20 protein-coding genes are annotated in these 18,465 nt (G+C 60.5%); 12 read left to right on the forward strand and 8 right to left on the reverse strand.

The features are described from left to right. Positions 1 to 161: 161 nt before the first annotated feature. From FZE95_RS12905 to FZE95_RS12915, 3 genes are all read left to right on the forward strand, one after another. Positions 162 to 830, forward strand: a complete 669-nt coding sequence (locus tag FZE95_RS12905; RefSeq protein ID WP_150301281.1) for a response regulator — start codon at positions 162 to 164, stop codon at positions 828 to 830. Further along, positions 827 to 2,203: a sensor histidine kinase gene (locus FZE95_RS12910; RefSeq protein WP_150301282.1), complete on the forward strand. Its 1,377-nt coding sequence runs from the start codon at positions 827 to 829 to the stop codon at positions 2,201 to 2,203. The genes FZE95_RS12905 and FZE95_RS12910 overlap by 4 nt, the downstream gene beginning before the upstream one ends. A gap of 165 nt (positions 2,204 to 2,368) precedes the next feature. Next, entirely contained in the window at positions 2,369 to 3,682 is a 1,314-nt protein-coding gene (locus tag FZE95_RS12915; protein WP_150301283.1) for a CitMHS family transporter, read from the forward strand. A gap of 82 nt (positions 3,683 to 3,764) precedes the next feature. On the opposite strand, the gene FZE95_RS12920 is transcribed toward FZE95_RS12915, so the two are convergent. Further along, entirely contained in the window at positions 3,765 to 4,757 is a 993-nt protein-coding gene (locus FZE95_RS12920; RefSeq protein ID WP_150301284.1) for an AraC family transcriptional regulator, read from the reverse strand. 101 nt (positions 4,758 to 4,858) lie between these two features. Between FZE95_RS12920 and FZE95_RS12925 the strand changes: the two genes are divergently transcribed. The 5 genes from FZE95_RS12925 to FZE95_RS12950 all read left to right on the forward strand — a co-directional run bounded on the left by FZE95_RS12925 (position 4,859) and on the right by FZE95_RS12950 (position 10,519). Next, a complete protein-coding gene (locus FZE95_RS12925; RefSeq protein WP_150301285.1) occupies positions 4,859 to 6,187 on the forward strand; it encodes a flavin-containing monooxygenase in 1,329 nt (442 codons plus the stop codon). Positions 6,188 to 6,243: 56 nt separating this feature from the next. Beyond that, positions 6,244 to 7,077 carry a bile acid:sodium symporter family protein gene (locus FZE95_RS12930; protein WP_150301388.1) on the forward strand — a complete coding sequence of 278 codons (834 nt, stop codon included), beginning with the start codon at positions 6,244 to 6,246 and terminating at the stop codon, positions 7,075 to 7,077. After that, complete coding sequence (locus tag FZE95_RS12935) at positions 7,070 to 7,999, forward strand: SDR family oxidoreductase (RefSeq protein ID WP_150301286.1); 930 nt, start codon at positions 7,070 to 7,072, stop codon at positions 7,997 to 7,999. Before FZE95_RS12930 ends, FZE95_RS12935 begins: the two co-directional genes overlap by 8 nt. A gap of 789 nt (positions 8,000 to 8,788) precedes the next feature. Next, positions 8,789 to 9,574 carry an SDR family oxidoreductase gene (locus tag FZE95_RS12945; RefSeq protein ID WP_150301287.1) on the forward strand — a complete coding sequence of 262 codons (786 nt, stop codon included), beginning with the start codon at positions 8,789 to 8,791 and terminating at the stop codon, positions 9,572 to 9,574. A gap of 180 nt (positions 9,575 to 9,754) precedes the next feature. Next, on the forward strand, positions 9,755 to 10,519 hold the full coding sequence (locus tag FZE95_RS12950) for a sulfite exporter TauE/SafE family protein (RefSeq protein ID WP_190324562.1): 765 nt from the start codon (positions 9,755 to 9,757) through the stop codon (positions 10,517 to 10,519). Between the two features lie 29 nt (positions 10,520 to 10,548). On the opposite strand, the gene FZE95_RS12955 is transcribed toward FZE95_RS12950, so the two are convergent. From FZE95_RS12955 to FZE95_RS12965, 3 genes are all read right to left on the reverse strand, one after another. Beyond that, entirely contained in the window at positions 10,549 to 11,235 is a 687-nt protein-coding gene (locus tag FZE95_RS12955; protein ID WP_150301288.1) for a nitroreductase, read from the reverse strand. A 211-nt stretch (positions 11,236 to 11,446) separates the two neighbouring features. Continuing rightward, complete coding sequence (locus FZE95_RS12960) at positions 11,447 to 11,803, reverse strand: DMT family protein (protein WP_150301391.1); 357 nt, start codon at positions 11,801 to 11,803, stop codon at positions 11,447 to 11,449. Positions 11,804 to 11,887: 84 nt separating this feature from the next. Continuing rightward, entirely contained in the window at positions 11,888 to 12,547 is a 660-nt protein-coding gene (locus tag FZE95_RS12965; RefSeq protein ID WP_150301392.1) for an SDR family oxidoreductase, read from the reverse strand. Positions 12,548 to 12,757: 210 nt separating this feature from the next. Between FZE95_RS12965 and queC the strand changes: the two genes are divergently transcribed. The 3 genes from queC to queE are packed head-to-tail and all read left to right on the forward strand — an operon-like array spanning position 12,758 to position 14,522. Further along, entirely contained in the window at positions 12,758 to 13,465 is a 708-nt protein-coding gene (gene queC / locus FZE95_RS12970) for a 7-cyano-7-deazaguanine synthase QueC (protein WP_150301289.1), read from the forward strand. Beyond that, the gene (locus FZE95_RS12975) at positions 13,453 to 13,809 is read left to right on the forward strand and encodes a 6-pyruvoyl trahydropterin synthase family protein (protein ID WP_150301290.1); all 357 of its coding nucleotides are present in this window, start codon (positions 13,453 to 13,455) and stop codon (positions 13,807 to 13,809) included. The genes queC and FZE95_RS12975 overlap by 13 nt, the downstream gene beginning before the upstream one ends. Continuing rightward, on the forward strand, positions 13,806 to 14,522 hold the full coding sequence (gene queE / locus FZE95_RS12980; protein WP_150301291.1) for a 7-carboxy-7-deazaguanine synthase QueE: 717 nt from the start codon (positions 13,806 to 13,808) through the stop codon (positions 14,520 to 14,522). The genes FZE95_RS12975 and queE overlap by 4 nt, the downstream gene beginning before the upstream one ends. A gap of 75 nt (positions 14,523 to 14,597) precedes the next feature. Here queE and FZE95_RS12985 read toward each other — a convergent pair whose 3' ends face one another. Beyond that, positions 14,598 to 15,056: a DUF4112 domain-containing protein gene (locus FZE95_RS12985; RefSeq protein WP_150301292.1), complete on the reverse strand. Its 459-nt coding sequence runs from the start codon at positions 15,054 to 15,056 to the stop codon at positions 14,598 to 14,600. Between the two features lie 284 nt (positions 15,057 to 15,340). On the opposite strand from FZE95_RS12985, the gene FZE95_RS12990 reads away from it, so the two are divergent. Next, positions 15,341 to 16,102 carry an SDR family oxidoreductase gene (locus FZE95_RS12990; protein ID WP_150301293.1) on the forward strand — a complete coding sequence of 254 codons (762 nt, stop codon included), beginning with the start codon at positions 15,341 to 15,343 and terminating at the stop codon, positions 16,100 to 16,102. 15 nt (positions 16,103 to 16,117) lie between these two features. Here the strand turns inward: FZE95_RS12990 and FZE95_RS12995 are convergent, their stop codons facing one another. From FZE95_RS12995 to FZE95_RS13005, 3 genes are all read right to left on the reverse strand, one after another. Continuing rightward, positions 16,118 to 16,609: a M48 metallopeptidase family protein gene (locus FZE95_RS12995; protein WP_223825057.1), complete on the reverse strand. Its 492-nt coding sequence runs from the start codon at positions 16,607 to 16,609 to the stop codon at positions 16,118 to 16,120. Positions 16,610 to 16,667: 58 nt separating this feature from the next. Then, entirely contained in the window at positions 16,668 to 17,297 is a 630-nt protein-coding gene (locus tag FZE95_RS13000; RefSeq protein WP_150301295.1) for an NAD(P)H-binding protein, read from the reverse strand. Between the two features lie 85 nt (positions 17,298 to 17,382). Continuing rightward, positions 17,383 to 18,354, reverse strand: a complete 972-nt coding sequence (locus FZE95_RS13005) for an AraC family transcriptional regulator (protein WP_150301296.1) — start codon at positions 18,352 to 18,354, stop codon at positions 17,383 to 17,385. Between the last annotated feature and the right edge of the window lie 111 nt (positions 18,355 to 18,465).

Here is an 18,465-nt window from a genome sequence, read left to right on the forward strand (position 1 = left end):
TTTTTTTTGTGTTTGTGGCGGTTGGTGCGTGATCGTCGAGCGATGCTAGTGCGTCAACCTTTCAGCAACCTTTCATGCTTTCCGCCGGCAGTCGCGCGATGGCGGCCGCTGACCGGCGGTGTACACTGAACCCAACGGAACTTTTGCAAGAGAGAGCGGCAGTGCGAATCCTGCTAGTAGAAGACGACTCTGAACTGGCTGACAGCCTGGCTCGCGCACTCAAGAGCGCGGGTTGGACGGTAGATAGCCTGCACGACGGCGTGGCCGCCGACCTGGCCCTGCGCAGCGAGGATTACGCCCTGGCGATCCTGGATGTGGGCCTGCCCCGCCAGGATGGATTCGAGGTGCTACGCAAACTGCGCGAGCGCGGCCAGACGCTGGCGGTATTGATGCTCACTGCACGTAGCGAAGTAGCCGACCGGGTGCGTGGGCTGAATCTGGGCGCCGATGATTATCTCGCCAAACCCTTTGAGCTGAGCGAGCTGGAAGCCCGCGTTAATGCCCTGCTGCGCCGCAGCCTGATGGGCGGTGAACGCCAGCAGCAGTGTGGCGACCTGATTTATGACCTGAACGATCGACGCTTCAGCCTCTCTGGGCAGTCGCTACCACTACCCTCACGCGAGCAGGCCGTGCTGGAAAACCTGATCGCCCGTCCCGGTCGGCTGATGAGCAAGGAACAGCTGGCTGGCAAGGTATTCGGGCTGGATCAGGACGCCAACCCCGAGGCGATTGAAATCTACATCTCACGCCTGCGCCGCAAGCTGGAAGGCAGCGGCGTGCGCATCGTCACCTTCCGCGGGCTGGGCTATCTGCTGGAAACCCAGGAATGAAAGCCGCGGGCAGCCTGCGTGGCCGGCTACTATTGCGGTTGGCGCTGGTGCTCTCGCTCCTGTTGGTGCTGGGCAGCACGGCCTCCTATCTCAATGCGCGCCGCGCCGCTGATACCGCCTACGACCGCTCGCTGCTCTCCTCCGCCCGCACCATTGCCGAACGTTTGTACAACGATGCAGGCGAGCTCTCGGTGGAAGTGCCCTATATAGCGCTCGACAACTTCGCCTACGACATCACCGGCCGCCTCTACTACCAGGTGCTCGACATGCAGGGTCGCTCGATATCCGGCTATGAAGATCTGCCAGCGGCCGACGACAGCATCGCCATGACAGACGACTACCCGGCGCTGGCACGCTTCTATGACGACGAATACCGCAACGTGGGTGTACGACTGGTCAGCCTGTTGCAGCCGATCAGCGGCGCCAGCGTCCAGGGCATGGCAGAGATTCGCGTGGCGGAAACGCTGGAGGCCCGCGAGCGCATGGCGCGCGACCTGCTGCGCCAGTCGTTGACCAACCTGAGTGTGCTGGCCGCCAGCTCGCTACTGCTGGCCTGGTTGGCCATTACCGCAGCGCTGCGCCCGTTGCACCGCTTGCGCAACGAGGTGGCCGAGCGACGCAGCGATGATCTGCGGCCGATCAGCACCGGCGGCCTACAACGGGAGGTGGTGCCGTTGGTCGAGGCGATCAATCACTTTACTGGCCGACTGAAGGAGAACTTCGAGCGGCAGCGCGATTTCATTGCCGAGGCCTCGCATGAGTTGCGCACACCACTGGCGGCGCTCAAGGCACGTATTGAATTGGGACTGCGCAGCGAGCGCTCGGCGGACTGGCACCAGGCCTTGCACGAGGCGCAGCACAGTACTGATCGCACCATTCAGCTGGCCAACCGGCTGCTGTCGATGGCGCGTATCGAGCGCGGTGCGCGGGCTGTAGCAGAAGGCAGCGCCGAGCAGGTGCCGATGGCACCGCTAGTGCAGGAACTGGCCATGGCCATGGCGCCTTTGGCGCACAGCCAGGCAGTGGCGCTGGCGCTGGAAGTAGAAGCCGAATTTGCGGTCTGGGGCGAGCCGACATTGCTGCAGGAACTGCTCGGCAATCTGATCGACAATGCCCTGCAGCATACGCCGCCAGGTGGCCAGATCATCCTGCGGTTGCGCGCCGATCAACTGCTGGAAGTGGAAGACAGCGGCCCCGGCATTCCGCCGGAAGAGCGTGCTCGTGTGTTCGAGCGTTTTTACCATCAGAGCAGTGCCGGGAGTGGGCTGGGCTTGTCGATTGTTGGCGAGATAGTGCGCGCCCATCGCGCTGAAATCAGCCTGCACGAGGCCAGCACAGGCGGCTTGTTGGTGCGGATCAGCTTTGCCAGCTGAGCCGCACCGAGCCCGGTTTCAGTTCAGCTAGCAACAAAAGCATCCGCGCGCCGCGCGCGGTCAGCTGCTCTCCTGTCCCTGAAATTCATGTCAGGTTCATGAAAGCTTCATTCCTTACACTCCGCGCCCAGCTTCAAACACCTAAAAAGAAGAGGAGGTAACGGCATGCTGACCCTGATCGGCCTGTTGACCATCGGCAGCCTGGTAGTTTTGCTACTGGTTGGGCGTATGTCCCCTGTCCTGCCACTGATAGTAGTTCCGCTGTTCGGCGCACTTTTTGCGGGCTTCGGGCCGGAGGCCATATCAGGCTTCTATACCGAAGGCCTGGAACGTGTCATATCCATCGCCACCATGTTCGTGTTTGCCATCAGTTTTTTCGGCGTGCTGCAGGATACCGGGCTGTTTCGTCCCATTATCAATGCAATGGTGAAAGTCACACGGGGCAACGTGATAGCCGTGACCGTGGCCACGGCAGTCATCGGCATGCTGGCTCATCTGGACGGCGCGGGCGCGACCACCTTTCTGCTTACCGTGCCGGCACTATTGCCGTTGTACAAAGAGCTGCGTATGAGCCCGTACCTGATGTTGCTATTACTGGCCCTGGGCGCCGGCATTCTGAATATGGTGCCCTGGGCAGGACCGCTTGGGCGAGCTTCAGCAGTGACAGGCATCGACGTCACCGAGCTGTGGCACGGCCTGATTCCGGTGCAGATCTTTGGTGCGGGTCTATTGGTGGCGATGGCCGTATTTCTCGGTTGGCGGGAACAACGCCGCATCGCGAACGCGGTCGTCAGCATCGAGCCGGACGAGACAGTAAGCACCTTTGAAGGACTGCAGACCCTGTCCAAGGAAGAACTGGCATTGCAGCGCCCCAAACGTATCTGGATCAACGCCCTGCTATTGCTACTGGTGATCGTGGCACTGTTCTCCGGCGTACTCCCTGCTGGCTACGTCTTTATGATTGGCCTATCTGCGGCGCTGTTAATCAACTATCCGGGCGGCAAGGCGCAAATGGCACGCATGGCCGCACACGCACCCTCGGCCTTGAGCATGGGCATGATCATTCTGGCTGCGGGTTCGATGCTCGGGATATTCACTGGCACGGGCATGCTCTCATCCATCGCCCAGGACCTGGTGCGCGTTTTACCGGAGTCGATGGTACCGATGCTGCATATTGTCCTGGGTCTGTTTGGCTTGCCCATGGAGCTGGTGCTGAGCACCGACGCCTATTACTTCGGCCTGCTGCCAGTCACTCTTGAAGTCGTCGGCAGTCACGGCGTGGCACCTGCCGAAGTGGTCTATGCACTAATCATCGGCAATATCATCGGCACCTTTATCAGCCCCTTCTCCCCAGCGCTCTGGTTAGCTCTGGGCCTCGCGGGACTGGACCTGGGACGGCACATTCGCTACTCGCTGTGGTTGATGTGGGGCTTCTCGCTGGTGCTGTTTATGGTGGCTTGGGGCATGGGGTTGTTTTAGCGCTGCGCCCAGGGACGGGGCATAACCTGATTTCTACGGAAAACGCATCTGTACCGATTCGTTCGACTGGTGCGAATCGGCCTCAGCCGAACTCAATCCGGCCCTGCGATGTATCGCGATAACGCGCTGGCGTCACGCCCTGCCAGCGCCGGAATGCGCGCACGAATGCGCCTTCATCCGAAAAGCCGAGCTGCTCGGCGATCTGCGCGACCCGTTGCTCTCCGCGCAGCGCGCGGCAGGCCATCTGCTGCAGTACACTTTCGCGCAGGCTTTTGAACGACAGTCCCTCCTGCGCGAGGCGGCGGTTGAGATGTCGGCCGCTTAATTCCAGTTCGGCTGCGACGCGTTCCTTGCCCCAACGCGGGTTTTGCCGAACCAGGCGCTGCACCGCGGCCGTCAGGCTGTGCTGGCCGAGCGTAACCAGGGTCTGATCGGCCAGTTGGCGCAGGTGTTCGCGCAGGGAACTGTTGGCCTGAATCAATGGTAGATGGAGCTGCTGCGCCGCAAACCCCAGGCTGTTATGCGCCGCGTCAAAATGCAGCGGACAATCGATCAGTTGCGCATAGTCATCCAACCCGGTCAGTGGCGCATGGCTGAGCCAGAGGCCGGCGGCACGGAAGCGCCCGCCGGTGGCCCAGCGCGTGAGGTTGAGCTGGCTGGCAAGCACCGCTTCGACCCGCTCGGCCTGGCGTACGGAATAGTCCGGCTGATAATCGATAAATACTTGCTCACCGGCGTGGCGCACGCTGAATTCGCCGCCATCACCGATCACCGGGGCGTATTCAACCAACTCGTCCAGCGCCTCGCCAAGCGTGTCGGAGGTCACCAACAGCATGCCGGCGCTGTCCAGATGGCCAATCTGCATTTCCAGTCCCAGGCGCAGGCCAGCCAGAGGGTCAGCACTGGCTGCGCAAAAGGCTTCCCACAGCGCGCCCTGACGCGCCAGCGGTACGCGCTGATCCGGGCGCAGTTCTGCCAGCAATTCCGCCGGTAGCGCCAGGCCCTGACGTTCGGCCGCCTGCACGATCGCCTGACTGTATAGCGGCGTGACGCTGTGTTCGGAAGTGTCGCCCATGGCCTGAATTGCCGGTCCTTTGTCCTGTTTGGTGCGATACGCCGTGCAGCGCATCCCTTAGACTGGCAAGCATAACAACAAAGACTTCCGAGGTAGCATCCATGTATGCCGTGATTGGCGCAGGTCCGATGGGCCTGGCCGCAGCCCGTAACCTTCAGAAATTCGGCATCCCCTTCACCGGGTTCGACCTGCACAGCGACGTTGGCGGATTATGGGACATCGATAACCCGCACAGCACCCTGTACGAGACCGCACACCTGATCTCCTCCAAGCGCATGACGGAGTTCAAGGAATTCCCGATGGCGGATGACGTCGCGCCCTATCCGCACCACAGTGCGCTGAAGACGTATTTCCAGGATTTCGCCAGCCATTTCGGACTGCGCCGCCACTATGAATTCAGTACCCGGGTGCTCAGCGTCGAACCCGCCGGCGCGCAATGGGAAGTGACCACCGAGCGTGACGGCCAACAACAAGCGCGCCTGTTCGATGGGGTACTGATCGCCAACGGCACCCTGCACAAGCCGAACATGCCGGCGCTGGCCGGCGATTTCGCCGGTGAGCTGATGCATTCCTCTGATTACCGCACGCCCGATGTGTTCAAGGGCAAGCGGGTGCTGATAGTCGGCTGCGGCAATTCCGGCGCCGACATCGCCGTGGATGCAGTCCACCACGCGCAGTCGGTGGATATCAGCCTGCGCCGCGGCTATTACTTCGTACCCAAGTTCATCAAGGGCCGCCCGGTCGACACCCTGGGCGGTAAGATCGAGCTGCCGCGTGCGCTCAAGCAACGCGTCGATGGCGCGATGATCCGCATGGTTATCGGCAAGCCCTCGGACTACGGCCTGCCCGATCCGGACTATCGACTGTATGAATCCCACCCGGTGATCAACTCGCTGATCCTGCATCACCTTGGCCACGGAGATATCCACGCGCGACGCGATATCAGCAAGGTCAGCGACAAACAGGTCACCTTCACCGATGGTCAGAGCAAGGAATACGACCTGATCCTTATGTCCACCGGCTACCTGCTGGATTATCCCTTCATCAAGCGCCAGCATTTGAACTGGCCCGCCAACCAGGACGCACCGCAGCTGTACATGAACGTGTTCCACCCCGGGCACGACAATCTGTTCATGATGGGCATGATCGAAGCCGCAGGGCTGGGTTGGGAGGGTCGTAATCAGCAGGCGCGGCTGGTGGCGCTGTATATCCGCCAGCGCCAGCAGAACGCGCAGCCTGCCAAGGCGTTCGACAAGATCAAGCGCGAGCGCGCCGGCGTGACGCTCGATGGCGGCTACGATTACATCAAGCTGCCGCGCATGGCCTATTACGTGAACAAGGATGAATACCTGAAGACGCTGGCCGAGCACATTACCGCTTTGCAGAGCGGGCTCAGCGTCGACGATGCCAAGCCGGTGCCCGCAGCGTGAGCGGCGCGCTGCCGATCCAGTTCGACCCGGCCAGTCTGATCCTGCTCAACATCATCATGGCGTGCATGATGTTCGGCGTATCGCTGAGCCTGCGCCTGGAAGACTTCAAGCGCATCGCTATGGCGCCCGTCGCGCCTCTGGCCGGGCTGTTCGCCCAGTTCCTGCTGCTGCCGCTGGCGACCTGTCTGTTCACCTGGGCATTGCAGATTGATGCCGAGTTGGCGCTGGGGATGATTCTGGTGGCCTCCTGTCCAGGCGGCAGCTTCTCCAACATCATGACCTGGCTGGCCCGCGGCAATGTTGCGGTGTCGGTCAGCATGACGGCGGTGTCCAGCCTGGCCGCCACAGTGCTGACACCGTTGAACTTCGCCTTCTATGGCTGGCTCAACCCGCACACCCGCGAATACCTGACGCAGATCACGCTGGAGCCGGGCGGCATTCTGTTGCTGGTGCTGCTGGTCCTGGCGCTCCCGCTGGTACTCGGGATGACGGTCGGACGTAGACTGCCAGGCCTGGTCGCCCGCAGCGAAAAACCCCTGCGCATCATCTCGCTGCTGGTATTTCTGGGCTTCGTCGCGATCGCCTTCACCAACAATTTCGGCCTGTTCCTCGAGCGCTTCCATAGCTTTTTCTGGCTGGTGGTCGCGCATAACCTGCTGGCCTTATCGCTGGGTTACGGTATGGGGCTGCTGCTCAAGCTACCCGTGGCGGACCGTCGAGCGGTGACCATGGAGGTCGGCATCCAGAACTCGGGGCTGGGCCTGGTCATTCTGTTCACCTTTTTTCCCGAAGCCGGGGGCATGATGTTGATTACTGCCTTCTGGGGCGTCTGGCATCTGGTGTCGGGCATCACTCTCTCGCAGATATGGGCGCGGACCGCACATGACTAAACGCATACTGATCACCGGCGCGGCCGGCTATATCGGCCACCAACTCGGCAATCGCCTGGCGGAGCATTTTGCGGTGACCGGCACCGATTTGCGCGCGCGTGACGACCTGCATTTTCCGCTGGCGATCGCCGATGTGCGGGCCCCGTCCCTGGCCGAGCTACTGGAGCGCGAGCAGATTACCCACGTGGTGCATCTGGCCTCGGTGCTCCAGGCTTCCCCGGACCGCGCCCGTGATTACGACATCGACGTCAACGGCACCCGCAACGTGCTCCAATGCTGCATCAAAGCCGGCGTGCAGCACCTGACTGTCACCAGCTCCGGAGCCGCCTATGGTTACCATGCGGACAATCCGGCCTGGATAGACGAGCAGGACGCCCTGCGTGGAAATCCCGAATTTGCCTACTCCGACCACAAGCGGCTGATTGAAGAGATGCTTGCCGATTACCGGGAGCGCCAGCCGCAACTACGCCAGCTGATCTTCCGCCCTGGCACGGTGCTCGGCACCGAGACGCGCAACCAGATCACCAACCTGTTCATGGCGCCGCGCATTCTTGCGCTCAAGGGCAGCGATTCGCCCTTCGTGTTCATCTGGGATCAGGACGTGATAGGCGCCATGGCCGTGGGCATCAGGCAAGACAAGACCGGCATCTTCAATATGGCCGGTGATGGCGCGCTGACCATGCAGGACATTGCACACCGCCTGAACAAGCCGTTATTGACCCTGCCGGTGTGGCTGGTCAAAGCCGGGCTACAAATCGCAAAATGGCGCGGCAAACCCACCGGGCCAGAGCAGGTCAACTTTCTGCGTTATCGCCCGGTACTTAGCAACCGTCGTCTGAAAGAGGAATTTGGTTATCCGTTGGCCAAGACCTCCGCGGAGACATTCGAGTATTTTGTCGAAACGAACGGGCTCAGGCGCTGACGCGTAGCTGGAAGCTGGAAGCTGGAAGCTGGAAGCTGGAAGCTGGAAGCTGGAAGCTGGAAGCTGGAAGCTGGAAGCTGGAAGCTGGAAGCTGGAAGCTGGAAGCTGGAAGCTGGAAGCTGGAAGCTGGAAGCTGGAAGCTGGAAGCTGGAAGCTGGAAGCTGGAAGCTGGAAGCTGGAAGCTGGAAGCTGGAAGCTGGAAGCTGGAAGCTGGAAGCTGGAAGCTGGAAGCTGGAAGCTGGAAGCTGGAAGCTGGAAGCTGGAAGCTGGAAGCTGGAAGCTGGAAGCTGGAAGCTGGAAGCTGGAAGCTGGAAGCTGGAAGCTGGAAGCTGGAAGCTGGAAGCTGGAAGCTGGAAGCTGGAAGCTGGAAGCTGGAAGCTGGAAGCTGGAAGCTGGAAGCTGGAAGCTGGAAGCTGGAAGCTGGAAGCTGGAAGCTGGAAGCTGGAAGCTGGAAGCTGGAAGCTGGAAGCTGGAAGCTGGAAGCTGGAAGCTGGAAGCTGGAAGCTGGAAGCTGGAAGCTGGAAGCTGGAAGCTGGAAGCTGGAAGCTGGAAGCTGGAAGCTGGAAGCTGGAAGCTGGAAGCTGGAAGCTGGAAGCTGGAAGCTGGAAGCTGGAAGCTGGAAGCTGGAAGCTGGAAGCTGGAAGCTGGAAGCTGGAAGCTGGTCAGTGTGGGTGGCGCGCTTTCTCTGTCAACTGCACCAGGCAGGCTTTATCACCTTAATTTCAGCTGACTCGGACTGCTTCAAGCTTCCCGCATCAGGCTTCCAGCTAATAACTTAATAGGTATCCCATGCACGTAACGCTGATCACCGGCGCCGCCTCCGGCCTCGGTTGGGCCATGGCGCGCCATTGGTTTGTCGCAGGGCACAGCCTGGTGCTGGCCGACCTCAATGCCGAAGGCCTGGCCGCCCGCGCTGAAGAACTGGGCGACGCGGAGCGGGTGCTGACTGTCACGGCGGATATTACCCAGGCCGCCGACATCTGCTATCTGATCGATGAGGTGCGTTATTGCTTCGGCCGGCTCGACTTGCTGGTCAACAATGCCGGCATCACCCATCGCTCCCCTGCGCATCAAACCAATCCGGCGGTGTTTCGCAAGGTCATGGCCGTGGATTGGCAGGGCCCGGTGGAACTGACGATGGCCGCGTTGCCGTTGCTGCGCGAATCAGGGGGTTCGATCGTCTGTATCGGCTCGATGGCCGGCTGGATGCCCGTGCCTGGCCGCGCGGCTTATTGCGCCGCCAAGAGTGCGCTGACGCAGTTCTTCGAGGTGCTGCGCCTGGAGCTGGAAGCCGATGGCATCCACATACTTATCGCCTACCCAAGCTTTCTCGACACACCCATCGAACACCACGCCCTGGGCCGCGATGGCAGCGTCGCCAAACATCCGCGTTCAATGGTCGGCGGCATGCGCAGCGCCGAATGGATGGCCAAACTGATTGATGACGGACTACAACGGCGCAAGCGCTGGATACTGCCTGAACCGGTCTCACGTTTCGGCAGCCTGCTCTGGCGCATCGCGCCATCACTGTACCTGCGCCAGGTACGTAAGCGCTTCGCTAGTGAGTTACGCTAACGCCATATCGCGATACCCTGTACTGGGAAGGTCGAGTTCCATCTCGACCAGCGGAGTCTCAGAAACCGTTTTTCATCGAGATGGAACTCGACGGTCCCAGGCCGCGCTCCCTAGGGACGGCCGAGCTCCACCTCGGCCAGCGCGGCCTGGCTTACCCCATACTCAAATAAGGCATTAGAAATGCTGCTTGATCCCTGGCTATGGCTCGGTTTGTTCATATTGTTGGCCTACACCATTGAAGCCGTAACCGGCTTTGGCAGCCTGGTCATCGCACTATCGCTGGGCGCGCTGATACTGCCGATACCGGAAATGATGCCGGTGGTGGTGCCGCTCAACGTTCTGATGACCGCCTATCTGGTCTGGCGCAACCACAGGCATATCTACTGGCCGGTACTGCTCAAGCTGATCCTGCCGCTGATGTTATTGGGCACGGCGGCGGGTTACGCATTGCGTCCCTGGCTCGGCGATGACCTGTTGAAACTGCTGTTCGGTATGCTGGTACTCTGGTTCGCCAGCCGCGAACTCCTGCGCATGTACCGCGGCATCAAAATCACGCCGCACCCGCTGAGGCTCAGCCGCGCCCTGGCCTTCGGCGCTGGCATCACCCACGGCTTGTTCGCTTCCGGTGGCCCGCTGCTGGTCTACGCTATCGGCGGCATTCAGCTCGACAAGAGCCGCATGCGCGCCACCTTGCTGGTCGTTTGGCTCACCTTGAACAGCTGTCTGACTGCGCTATTTCTGTTCGACGGCACCCTGATCCCTAGCCTGCCCCGCCTGGTGCTCTATCTGCCACTGCTGGTGGTTGGTGTGCTGCTCGGCGAATACCTGCATCACCGCCTGGATGAACAGCGGTTCCGTCAGGTGGTGTATGGGTTACTGGTGCTTACGGGGGTATTGCTGATTTTCAAGGCGCTCGAGGGGTATTCCGGATCCATGCTGTCCTGAATCCGGTTAATTTTTTGTGGCTGTTCGCGCTATGAAACCGTCTGGTTGAATCCGACAAAGGTCGCCACTTCGTCGACAGCGCGACGCTTCGACACCACCGCATTGGCCGGAAAATCCTCATCCGGATAGCCCATCGCAACGCAGATCATGATCACCTGATCATCAGGAATGCCCGCATGCTCGCGCACTACCGGTGAGTGCATGATGCCCTGACTGTTCACCACACAGCCCAAACCGCGGGACCAGGCGGCGTTCACCAGGCTATTGACCAGCGCGCCACAATCGAACTGAGCGATGTCGCCGTCACGCAGTACGCGGTCGTAAGTCACCACAACAGAAACCGGCGCATCGAACTGACGGAAGCCCCGCAGTATCCAGTCCTGGCGCTTATCCTTGTCGTCACGGGCGATGCCCATGGCCTTGAACAGTTGCACCGCAATCTCTACCTGCCGGTCCCGGTGTTCCCCTTCGTAGGCATCGATCCCGCGGCTTTCCTTGGATGGCGGCACGCCACCCAGCATACGTTCGGTATTCTCGGCGCGAATCCGGTCCAGCGGCTCCCCGGTCAGCACATGCAGATGCCATGGCTGCGTATTCATCGAGGACGGCGCCCGAATAGCCAGGGCAATGACTTCCTCAATCAGACTACGTGGAACTGCTTGCTGCTTGAACGCGCGAATGCTGCGCCGTCCGAATACGACCTCTTCGTAATTCACCCGTCATCTCCTCATAGGCTATGGCAGCCAGCAATGCGCGCATATGAACGCCCGCCTGCAATGTGGATCCGACACTAGCATATTCGCAGCGGCGCCCAAGGTGACTATGCATCGGCAGAGCGACACATCAGGATCGCTTATAAGCGGTGATTAGCCAGGGCAGCTCAGAGCGAAGGGTTCAGCTTCCACGGGTGTGCATTGCGAAACAATATCATGCACCCGCCAGCTCACCCCGAAAGATGAAGAAAACCGCACCCAGAATACACAAGCCAGCCCAGAGATAATCCAGCCTGAGCGGCTCTTTCATGTAGTACACGGCAAAGGGTACGAACACTGAGAGTGTGATGACTTCCTGCATGATCTTGAGCTGCCCGAGGGACAGCACACCGTAACCGATGCGGTTGGCCGGCACCTGCAGCATGTACTCGAAGAAAGCGATGCCCCAGCTGATCAGCGCGGCGATGATCCAGGGCTTGGAGCTCAATTCCTTGAGGTGGGCGTACCAGGCAAACGTCATGAACACGTTGCTCAGGGTAAGCAGCAGTACCGTTAAACCGATTTCGCGCATGTTGTAGTTCACCAATGATCAGCGGCTTGAGCGCTGGGGATGACCGTAACGCCAATTGTACTACCGAGCGTCAGGCGTGGCTGGTCATTGGCGCACGAGTCGCTGAATAGCTTCTGCCACTGGCGTATCGCCCTCGGTCAGCTCGATAATCTCCCTGCTCAGCGCCGATTGTTCGATCACTTCGAGCAAGGTTGCCGCGACATCCTCACGTGACACCTCTCCATAGGCAATGGCCGGGCCTGCATGGACCTTGCCGGTTCCGGGCGCATCCAGCAGCGTGCCGGGGCGTACTATGACCCAGTCCAGATCGGAGCCCGCCAGATACACATCAGCGCGTTTTTTCACTGCCATGTAGTTCTCAAAGGTATCGGAAACCACCCTGTTGCGCCCGGCCTCGGGGAAGGCCGATACCAGCAGGAAGCGCTTCACCTTCGCTTTTTGCGCCGCAGCAACAGCCAGCTCCAGCCCCTGACCATCGATAGCCTTGGTCATCTGTGGGCCACCCTTGCCGCCAGCACCGGCGGTGAACACGACCGTATCGCAGCCGCTCATCAACGCCGCCAAGTCGTCGGCGTTCAGCTCAAGCAGATCGCCGAGTACCGGGACTGCACCCAGGTCACGTAATCCATCCGTCTGCCGTTGGTCACGGTGCAGCGCATGAGGCTGATAGCCTCGCTGCGCCAGTTGTCGGGCCAGATGGCGGCCAATCTTGCCGGCACCGCCGATGATGAATATCTGTTTCATGGCACCCTCACATTCGAAAAAAACCAGCGGCCATGCTGTCACACCCGCTTCAGGGTGCGCCACCGCTGCGCTAGAGCTGTGCAAGCCTGCGCCAGAGTAGCTGATCGAAGCATAACGCTGAAAGCCATTTACGGTGGACAAGACAGGTCCGTTCGTTACAATGCGCCCGCTTACCCGGTCGCAGCCTACCCGGACAAAACAAGGACACCTATGAATGCTTTATTGATCTGCTCCGGCGGATTCGACTCCGTGACGCTGGCCTACCGGTTGGCGGCGGAGCAGTCCCTCGGCGCCCTGCTGACCTTCGACTACGGTCAGCGCCACCGCAAAGAAATCGATGCAGCCCGTCAGTGCGCGGAGCGGCTCGCGGTGCCCCACCTGGTGATGGACATCGGTCATATCGGCCGCCAACTATCTGGCTCGGCCCTGACCGATGACATCGCCGTGCCCCATGGTCACTACAGCGAAGAGAACATGAAGGTGACGGTGGTGCCCAACCGTAACGCCATCATGCTCACCATCGCCTTCGGCATCGCCGCTGCCCGCGACCTCGACACCGTGGCACTGGCCGTGCACGGCGGCGATCACTTCATCTATCCCGACTGCCGACCCGACTTCATCCGCTTATTCGGCGAGATGCAGGCCAAAGCGCTAGAGGGCGTAGCCGAGGTGACGTTACTGGCCCCCTACGTCAACCTGGACAAGACCGAGATCGCCCGTGACGCCGCGCGCTTTGCGGTACCGGTGGCCGAGACCTGGTCCTGCTATGAGGGTGGCGACATTCACTGCGGCCGCTGCGGCACCTGCGTGGAGCGCATCGAAGCCATGGCTCTCGCCGGAGTGACCGATCCCACGGCCTATAAAGACCAGCAGTACTGGCGCAAAGCAGTAGCGAAGGTCAAGCCATGTACACCATAAGGAAAGAGTTTCACTTTTCCGCCTCCCACCAGCTCAAGCAGATGCCCGCCGGGCACCCATGTGCCCGCTTGCATGGCCACAACTACGTGGCAGTAATCGAATTGCGCAGTGAGACCCTCGACCAGTACGGCTTCGTACGTGATTACCTGGAACTCAAGCCGCTCAAGGAGTACATCGACGCCGAGCTGGATCACCGCCACCTCAACGAGGTGCTGGGGGACGACTGCGCCACCGCCGAACGCCTTGCCCGGCACCTGTACGACTGGGCCCGGGCTCGCTGGCCTGAGGTGAGCGCAGCGATGGTGTCGGAGACGCCCAAGACCTCGGCGGAGTACCGACCGTGATCGCCATCAGTGAAATCTTTGGCCCCACCATCCAGGGCGAAGGAGCGTTGATCGGCGTGCCCACCGTCTTCGTGCGCACCGGCGGCTGCGACTTTCGCTGTAGCTGGTGCGACACCCTTTATGCGGTGGAACCACGCTTTCGGGCAGACTGGCAGAGCATGACTGCCGAAGCGATCCTTGCCGAGGTGAACCGGCTGGGTGGCGGCGACCCGATATTGGTAACGCTTTCCGGCGGCAACCCGGCGTTGCAGCCGCTCGCTGAACTACTACGGCTCGGGCACCAGCAGGACCACCGCTTTGCCATGGAAACCCAGGGCAGTAAGGCACAGGCCTGGTTCGATATGCTCGATCACCTCACGCTTAGCCCTAAACCGCCCTCCTCGGGTATGCCCTTCCGCCGGGAGCGCTTCGAGGCCTGCCTGGCCGCTGCCGGCGCCGACACCCAGGTCAGTCTCAAGCTGGTGATAGCCGACGAGGCGGACTACCAGTGGGCAAAAGCCCTGGCGGACCTATACCCACAACTGCCCCTGTATCTACAGCCCTGCAACCCCGCTCCGGCTACTCCCGAGCAACCGGACCGCGAAGCCGACATAGAGGCATTGAATGCACAGTTGCGCTGGTTGGTCGGGCGGGTAATCGCTGATCGCTGGTACCGGCCGCAGATACTGCCGCAACTGCATGTGTTGATCTGGAATAACGAACGGGGGGTGTGATGCCAAACGACATTTGTATAGTTCGGGATTAACCCTCCGTTGGCGTGCGCTGGCGCGAGACCTGCCTCCGCGCGTTCACAAGAGAAAGGCCACACCGCCAGCAATACCGGCAAACAGCACAGATAAACCGATCAGAATCTTCCAGGGGAACGATGACGGGGGCGGCTCTACTTCCAGCTGCGTGTTCAGATAGTTCTGCAGCAATCGGGTGTTGCGCGTGTTGGCCTTGAAGACGGCATCGAAGGCATCCCCCACCACCGGTATCAGACCGCCGACAAAGTCGATGCCGATATTACGCAGCATGCGCCGCTTCACCTCGCCACTCGCACCAGCGCGCTGCGCCTCCAGCAATACATAGCCTGCCATCGCCAACCCCAGCAGGTCACCGATACCCGGGATCAGACCAACGATGGCCTCGACCCCGATCTTGAACCGGGTGAAAGGCAGACCGATGCTGCTGTCAGTGAAACGGCTGAACTTGTCCAGCCGCTGAAGTATCGCTCGTTGTTCGGCTTCAGTAGGTTGTCGTGGCATTGCATCTCCGGACTATAAACGCTCAAGCACGCGGTTTTATCGTGCAACCTGAAGAGTACGCGCGAACGTTAGAAGTTCACAAAACCATTCAGCCCAGCGTGGAAGGCCGCTGACGATTGTCTCAACCCTGCCAGAAAGTCTCACTGACGCGACTTATCAACCACCAGCATGATGCGTAAACAACAGCTCTGATCCAGACGAAACTGACCTCGCGCGTTGGTATTCTCCCTGTTCACGGCGGAGCGCAGCATTGGGCAGCGCCCATCGCTCAGGAGCACATGGTTATGAGTTCAGCGTTTTCGGGCAAGGTCGTATTAATAACGGGCGCCGCCGCCGGCATCGGCAAGACAACCGCCGAAGCTTTTGCTGCGCAGGGTGCGCGCCTGGTACTGGCAGATATCGATGCCATCGGCGGTGAGGCGGTCGTAGCAGGCATTCGTGAGCGCGGCGGTGAGGCCGTATTCAGCCGCTGCAACGTAGCCGACGCCGAGCAAGTCAAAGCGCTGCTGGCAATGATCGAAAACGATTTCGGCCGCCTGGACTGCGCCTTCAATAACGCCGGCGTCGAGTTTGAACAGCACAAGCTGGCCGACGGCGACGAGGCGGTGTTCGACCGCATCATGGACGTCAACGTCAAAGGCGTCTGGCAGTGCATGCGCTTTGAAATCCCGCTGATGCTCAAGCACGGTGGCGGCGCCATCGTTAACACCGCCTCCATTGCCGCGCTCGGCGCAGCACCCAAAATGAGCATCTACGCCGCCAGCAAGCACGCCGTATTGGGCCTCACGCGCTCAGCAGCCGTCGAATACGCCAAGAGGGGCGTGCGCATCAACGCCGTCTGCCCAGCAGTAATCGATACCGAAATGTTCCGCCGCGCCGCCGAGATCGAGCCACGCAAAGCCGAGATCGCCGCTGCGATGCATCCCATCGGCCGCATCGGCAAAGCCGAAGAAATCGCCGCCGCCGTGCTGTATCTGTGCTCGGAAGGTGCAGGCTTTACCACCGGTATTGCACTACCAGTGGATGGGGGGAGTACCTGTATTTGAGCTGGACCTGACCACTTACCCCCTCAACGTCAAAAACAACCGCAGATCCAGTTCCAATTGGTGATAGTCCGGCTCCATATGCTGGCACAGCTGGTAGAAGGCCTTGTTGTGCTCCTTCTCGCGCAGGTGTGCCAGTTCATGCACGACGACCATGCGCAACAAGGGTTCGGGCAGGGTTTTGAAGAGCGCGGAGACTTTGATTTCGTTCTTGCGCTTGAGCTTGCCGCCCTGTACGCGGCTGACGAACTGGTGCTGGCCCAGGGCGTTATCGATGACGTGCATGCGCGTATCGAAATACACCTTGCTCACCGGCACACTGCTGCGCATGTGCTGTTGTTTGAGGCGCTGGGTGTAGTCGTACAGCGCGGCGTCGCTCTGGATCAAGTGTAGAGCTGCTGGCGGGTAACGTTGCTCAAGCCAGGTGCCGAGCTTATTGGCTTCAATCAGCTGCTGCACCTGGTTTCGCAGGTCCGGACCGTAACCGCTCAGGTATCTGAGTGCTGCCAATGCTGAGCTCCGCTTTGATGACTGGATGTACAGTTTACTGGGTTGCTGAGAGTAGCGCTCAAACCAGCGTTTCTGATCTGACAACATGCACGCCCGGCCGCGAAGCAATAGCCGCCTCGAGTAAGGCGCGGGCGATATTATCCGCCGGGATAACGCGCATACGGCGTGGCAGAACAGGACCAATGGCTTTCAGCACCCTTTCCGCCGCGCGCTCCCCTGGCCGAACCTCCTGACGGGGGCCGCTGATCAAGCCAGGTCTCACGAAGGTGAGCGAAGAGAATCCACAACCGGCCAGATCCTGCTCCAGCTCCCCCTTGACCCGGTTATAGAACAATCGTGATCCCGCATCGGCACCCACCGCAGAGTTGAGAACATAGGTCGGCGTGCCGTGCTGTTGTGCGCGTTTCGCCACTGCCAGGGGATAGTCGTGGTCTACACGCCTGAATGCTTCCCGGGACCCGGCCAGTTTCATGGTGGTGCCGAGGGCACATATCACCCCATCGGCCTTCCACCAGGCGGCGTCTGCCGGCAAGTGCTCAAAATCAATCACGGGCGCGGAGAGCTTCGGATGTTCATTCAGCGAACGACGGGAAGGTGCCACCACCGCGCTGATACGCTCATCGGCCAACGCGCGTCGCAGCACATGGCTGCCAACCAGCCCGCTTGCCCCCACCAACAATAACTTCATTCTGGACTCTCCATCCTGGTGGAAATGCGTAATCTGACCCGATTTCCTCCTTCTCAATTACTCGCAATAAATCCGTAGAGAGGAATCACGCAAGCATGCCCACCCGCGTTTCACCGCGCAGTTTGATGACGTCTGCGCGCGGCGGTGCGCCGAACATACGGCTGTATTCGCGGCTGAAGTGTGACGGACTTTCGTAGCCGACCCGATAGCTTGCAGTGGCGGCTTCCAGACCCTCGCTTAGCATCAACCGCCGCGCTTCGTGCAGGCGCAGCTTCTTTTGAAACTGTACCGGCGACATGCGCGTGACCTGTTTGAAGCTGTGGTACAAGGCCGATTCGCTCATGTTCACATTCTCGGCAAGCTCCCGCACCCGCAGGGGCTCGGCGAAGCGGCTCTTGAGCACCGCGATCACCCGTGAAATGCGGTGTGACTGGCTATCAGCCGAGACGAACTCGCGCATACGCGCGCCCATCTCACCGACCAGCGCGCGGTAGATGATCTCGCGCTGGATCAAGGGCGCCAGTACCCGCGCATCGGTTGGCGAGTCGAGTAGCTGCACCAGTCGGGTCATGGCATCGAGAATACCCATATCAACCTGGGCGACGCACAGGCCGCAGGCGGAATACGGGCAGTCAGTCGGCTCTCCGCCCGCCTCGGCCTCGCCTAGCTGCAGCACCAGATCGGCCACTTCCGCCGGATCAATGCTGATCTTTACCGCCAGGTAGGGATGTTCTGGAGAGGCGTCTACTACTCGCCCCTTGACCGGCAGATCGACGCTGGAAACCATGTAGCTGAGCGCGCCATAGACAATTTCCCGGTCGCCCAGCTCGACTATCTTGCGGCCCTGGGCAATAACACACAACGAGGGTTCATACACGGTGGACACGCAACCGGAAGGCGCATCGGTGCGAAACAGATCCAGGCCTGGAATGGTGGTTTTGTGGATGCCGTCGGTTGTGATTCTGGCTGAGACCAGATCGGCTAATTGCCGGGACATGGGTTCGGCGGGTGGCTGTATCGGGTCGAGTGCAGGGGTTGAATGGGCAACGTTGAGCATGGCGGACCTCCAGAGACTGCAGGCAGTATATACAGGATCGGACAAGGCATAAGACCGACGCCGATGCTTTGCAGGAATAGGCAACGATCCTGCAGGATCCCTCAAGCCTCT

It is taken from the genome of Pseudomonas profundi, assembly GCF_008638305.1.
GTDB lineage: Bacteria > Pseudomonadota > Gammaproteobacteria > Pseudomonadales > Pseudomonadaceae > Halopseudomonas > Halopseudomonas profundi.

Excerpts from the sequence above, each read along its gene's own strand:
- FZE95_RS12915 (WP_150301283.1), top strand. The coding sequence starts at position 2,369 with ATGCTGACCCTGATCGGCCTGTTGACCATCGGCAGCCTGGTAGTTTTG.
- FZE95_RS12910 (WP_150301282.1), top strand. The coding sequence starts at position 827 with ATGAAAGCCGCGGGCAGCCTGCGTGGCCGGCTACTATTGCGGTTGGCG.
- FZE95_RS12985 (WP_150301292.1), bottom strand. The coding sequence starts at position 15,056 with ATGCCACGACAACCTACTGAAGCCGAACAACGAGCGATACTTCAGCGG.
- FZE95_RS12990 (WP_150301293.1), top strand. The coding sequence starts at position 15,341 with ATGAGTTCAGCGTTTTCGGGCAAGGTCGTATTAATAACGGGCGCCGCC.
- FZE95_RS12960 (WP_150301391.1), bottom strand. The coding sequence starts at position 11,803 with ATGCGCGAAATCGGTTTAACGGTACTGCTGCTTACCCTGAGCAACGTG.
- FZE95_RS13005 (WP_150301296.1), bottom strand. The coding sequence starts at position 18,354 with ATGCTCAACGTTGCCCATTCAACCCCTGCACTCGACCCGATACAGCCA.
- queC (WP_150301289.1), top strand. The coding sequence starts at position 12,758 with ATGAATGCTTTATTGATCTGCTCCGGCGGATTCGACTCCGTGACGCTG.
- FZE95_RS12950 (WP_190324562.1), top strand. The coding sequence starts at position 9,755 with ATGCTGCTTGATCCCTGGCTATGGCTCGGTTTGTTCATATTGTTGGCC.
- FZE95_RS12930 (WP_150301388.1), top strand. The coding sequence starts at position 6,244 with ATGGCGTGCATGATGTTCGGCGTATCGCTGAGCCTGCGCCTGGAAGAC.
- FZE95_RS13000 (WP_150301295.1), bottom strand. The coding sequence starts at position 17,297 with ATGAAGTTATTGTTGGTGGGGGCAAGCGGGCTGGTTGGCAGCCATGTG.
- FZE95_RS12925 (WP_150301285.1), top strand. The coding sequence starts at position 4,859 with ATGTATGCCGTGATTGGCGCAGGTCCGATGGGCCTGGCCGCAGCCCGT.
- FZE95_RS12945 (WP_150301287.1), top strand. The coding sequence starts at position 8,789 with ATGCACGTAACGCTGATCACCGGCGCCGCCTCCGGCCTCGGTTGGGCC.
- FZE95_RS12935 (WP_150301286.1), top strand. The coding sequence starts at position 7,070 with ATGACTAAACGCATACTGATCACCGGCGCGGCCGGCTATATCGGCCAC.
- FZE95_RS12965 (WP_150301392.1), bottom strand. The coding sequence starts at position 12,547 with ATGAAACAGATATTCATCATCGGCGGTGCCGGCAAGATTGGCCGCCAT.
- FZE95_RS12920 (WP_150301284.1), bottom strand. The coding sequence starts at position 4,757 with ATGGGCGACACTTCCGAACACAGCGTCACGCCGCTATACAGTCAGGCG.
- FZE95_RS12975 (WP_150301290.1), top strand. The coding sequence starts at position 13,453 with ATGTACACCATAAGGAAAGAGTTTCACTTTTCCGCCTCCCACCAGCTC.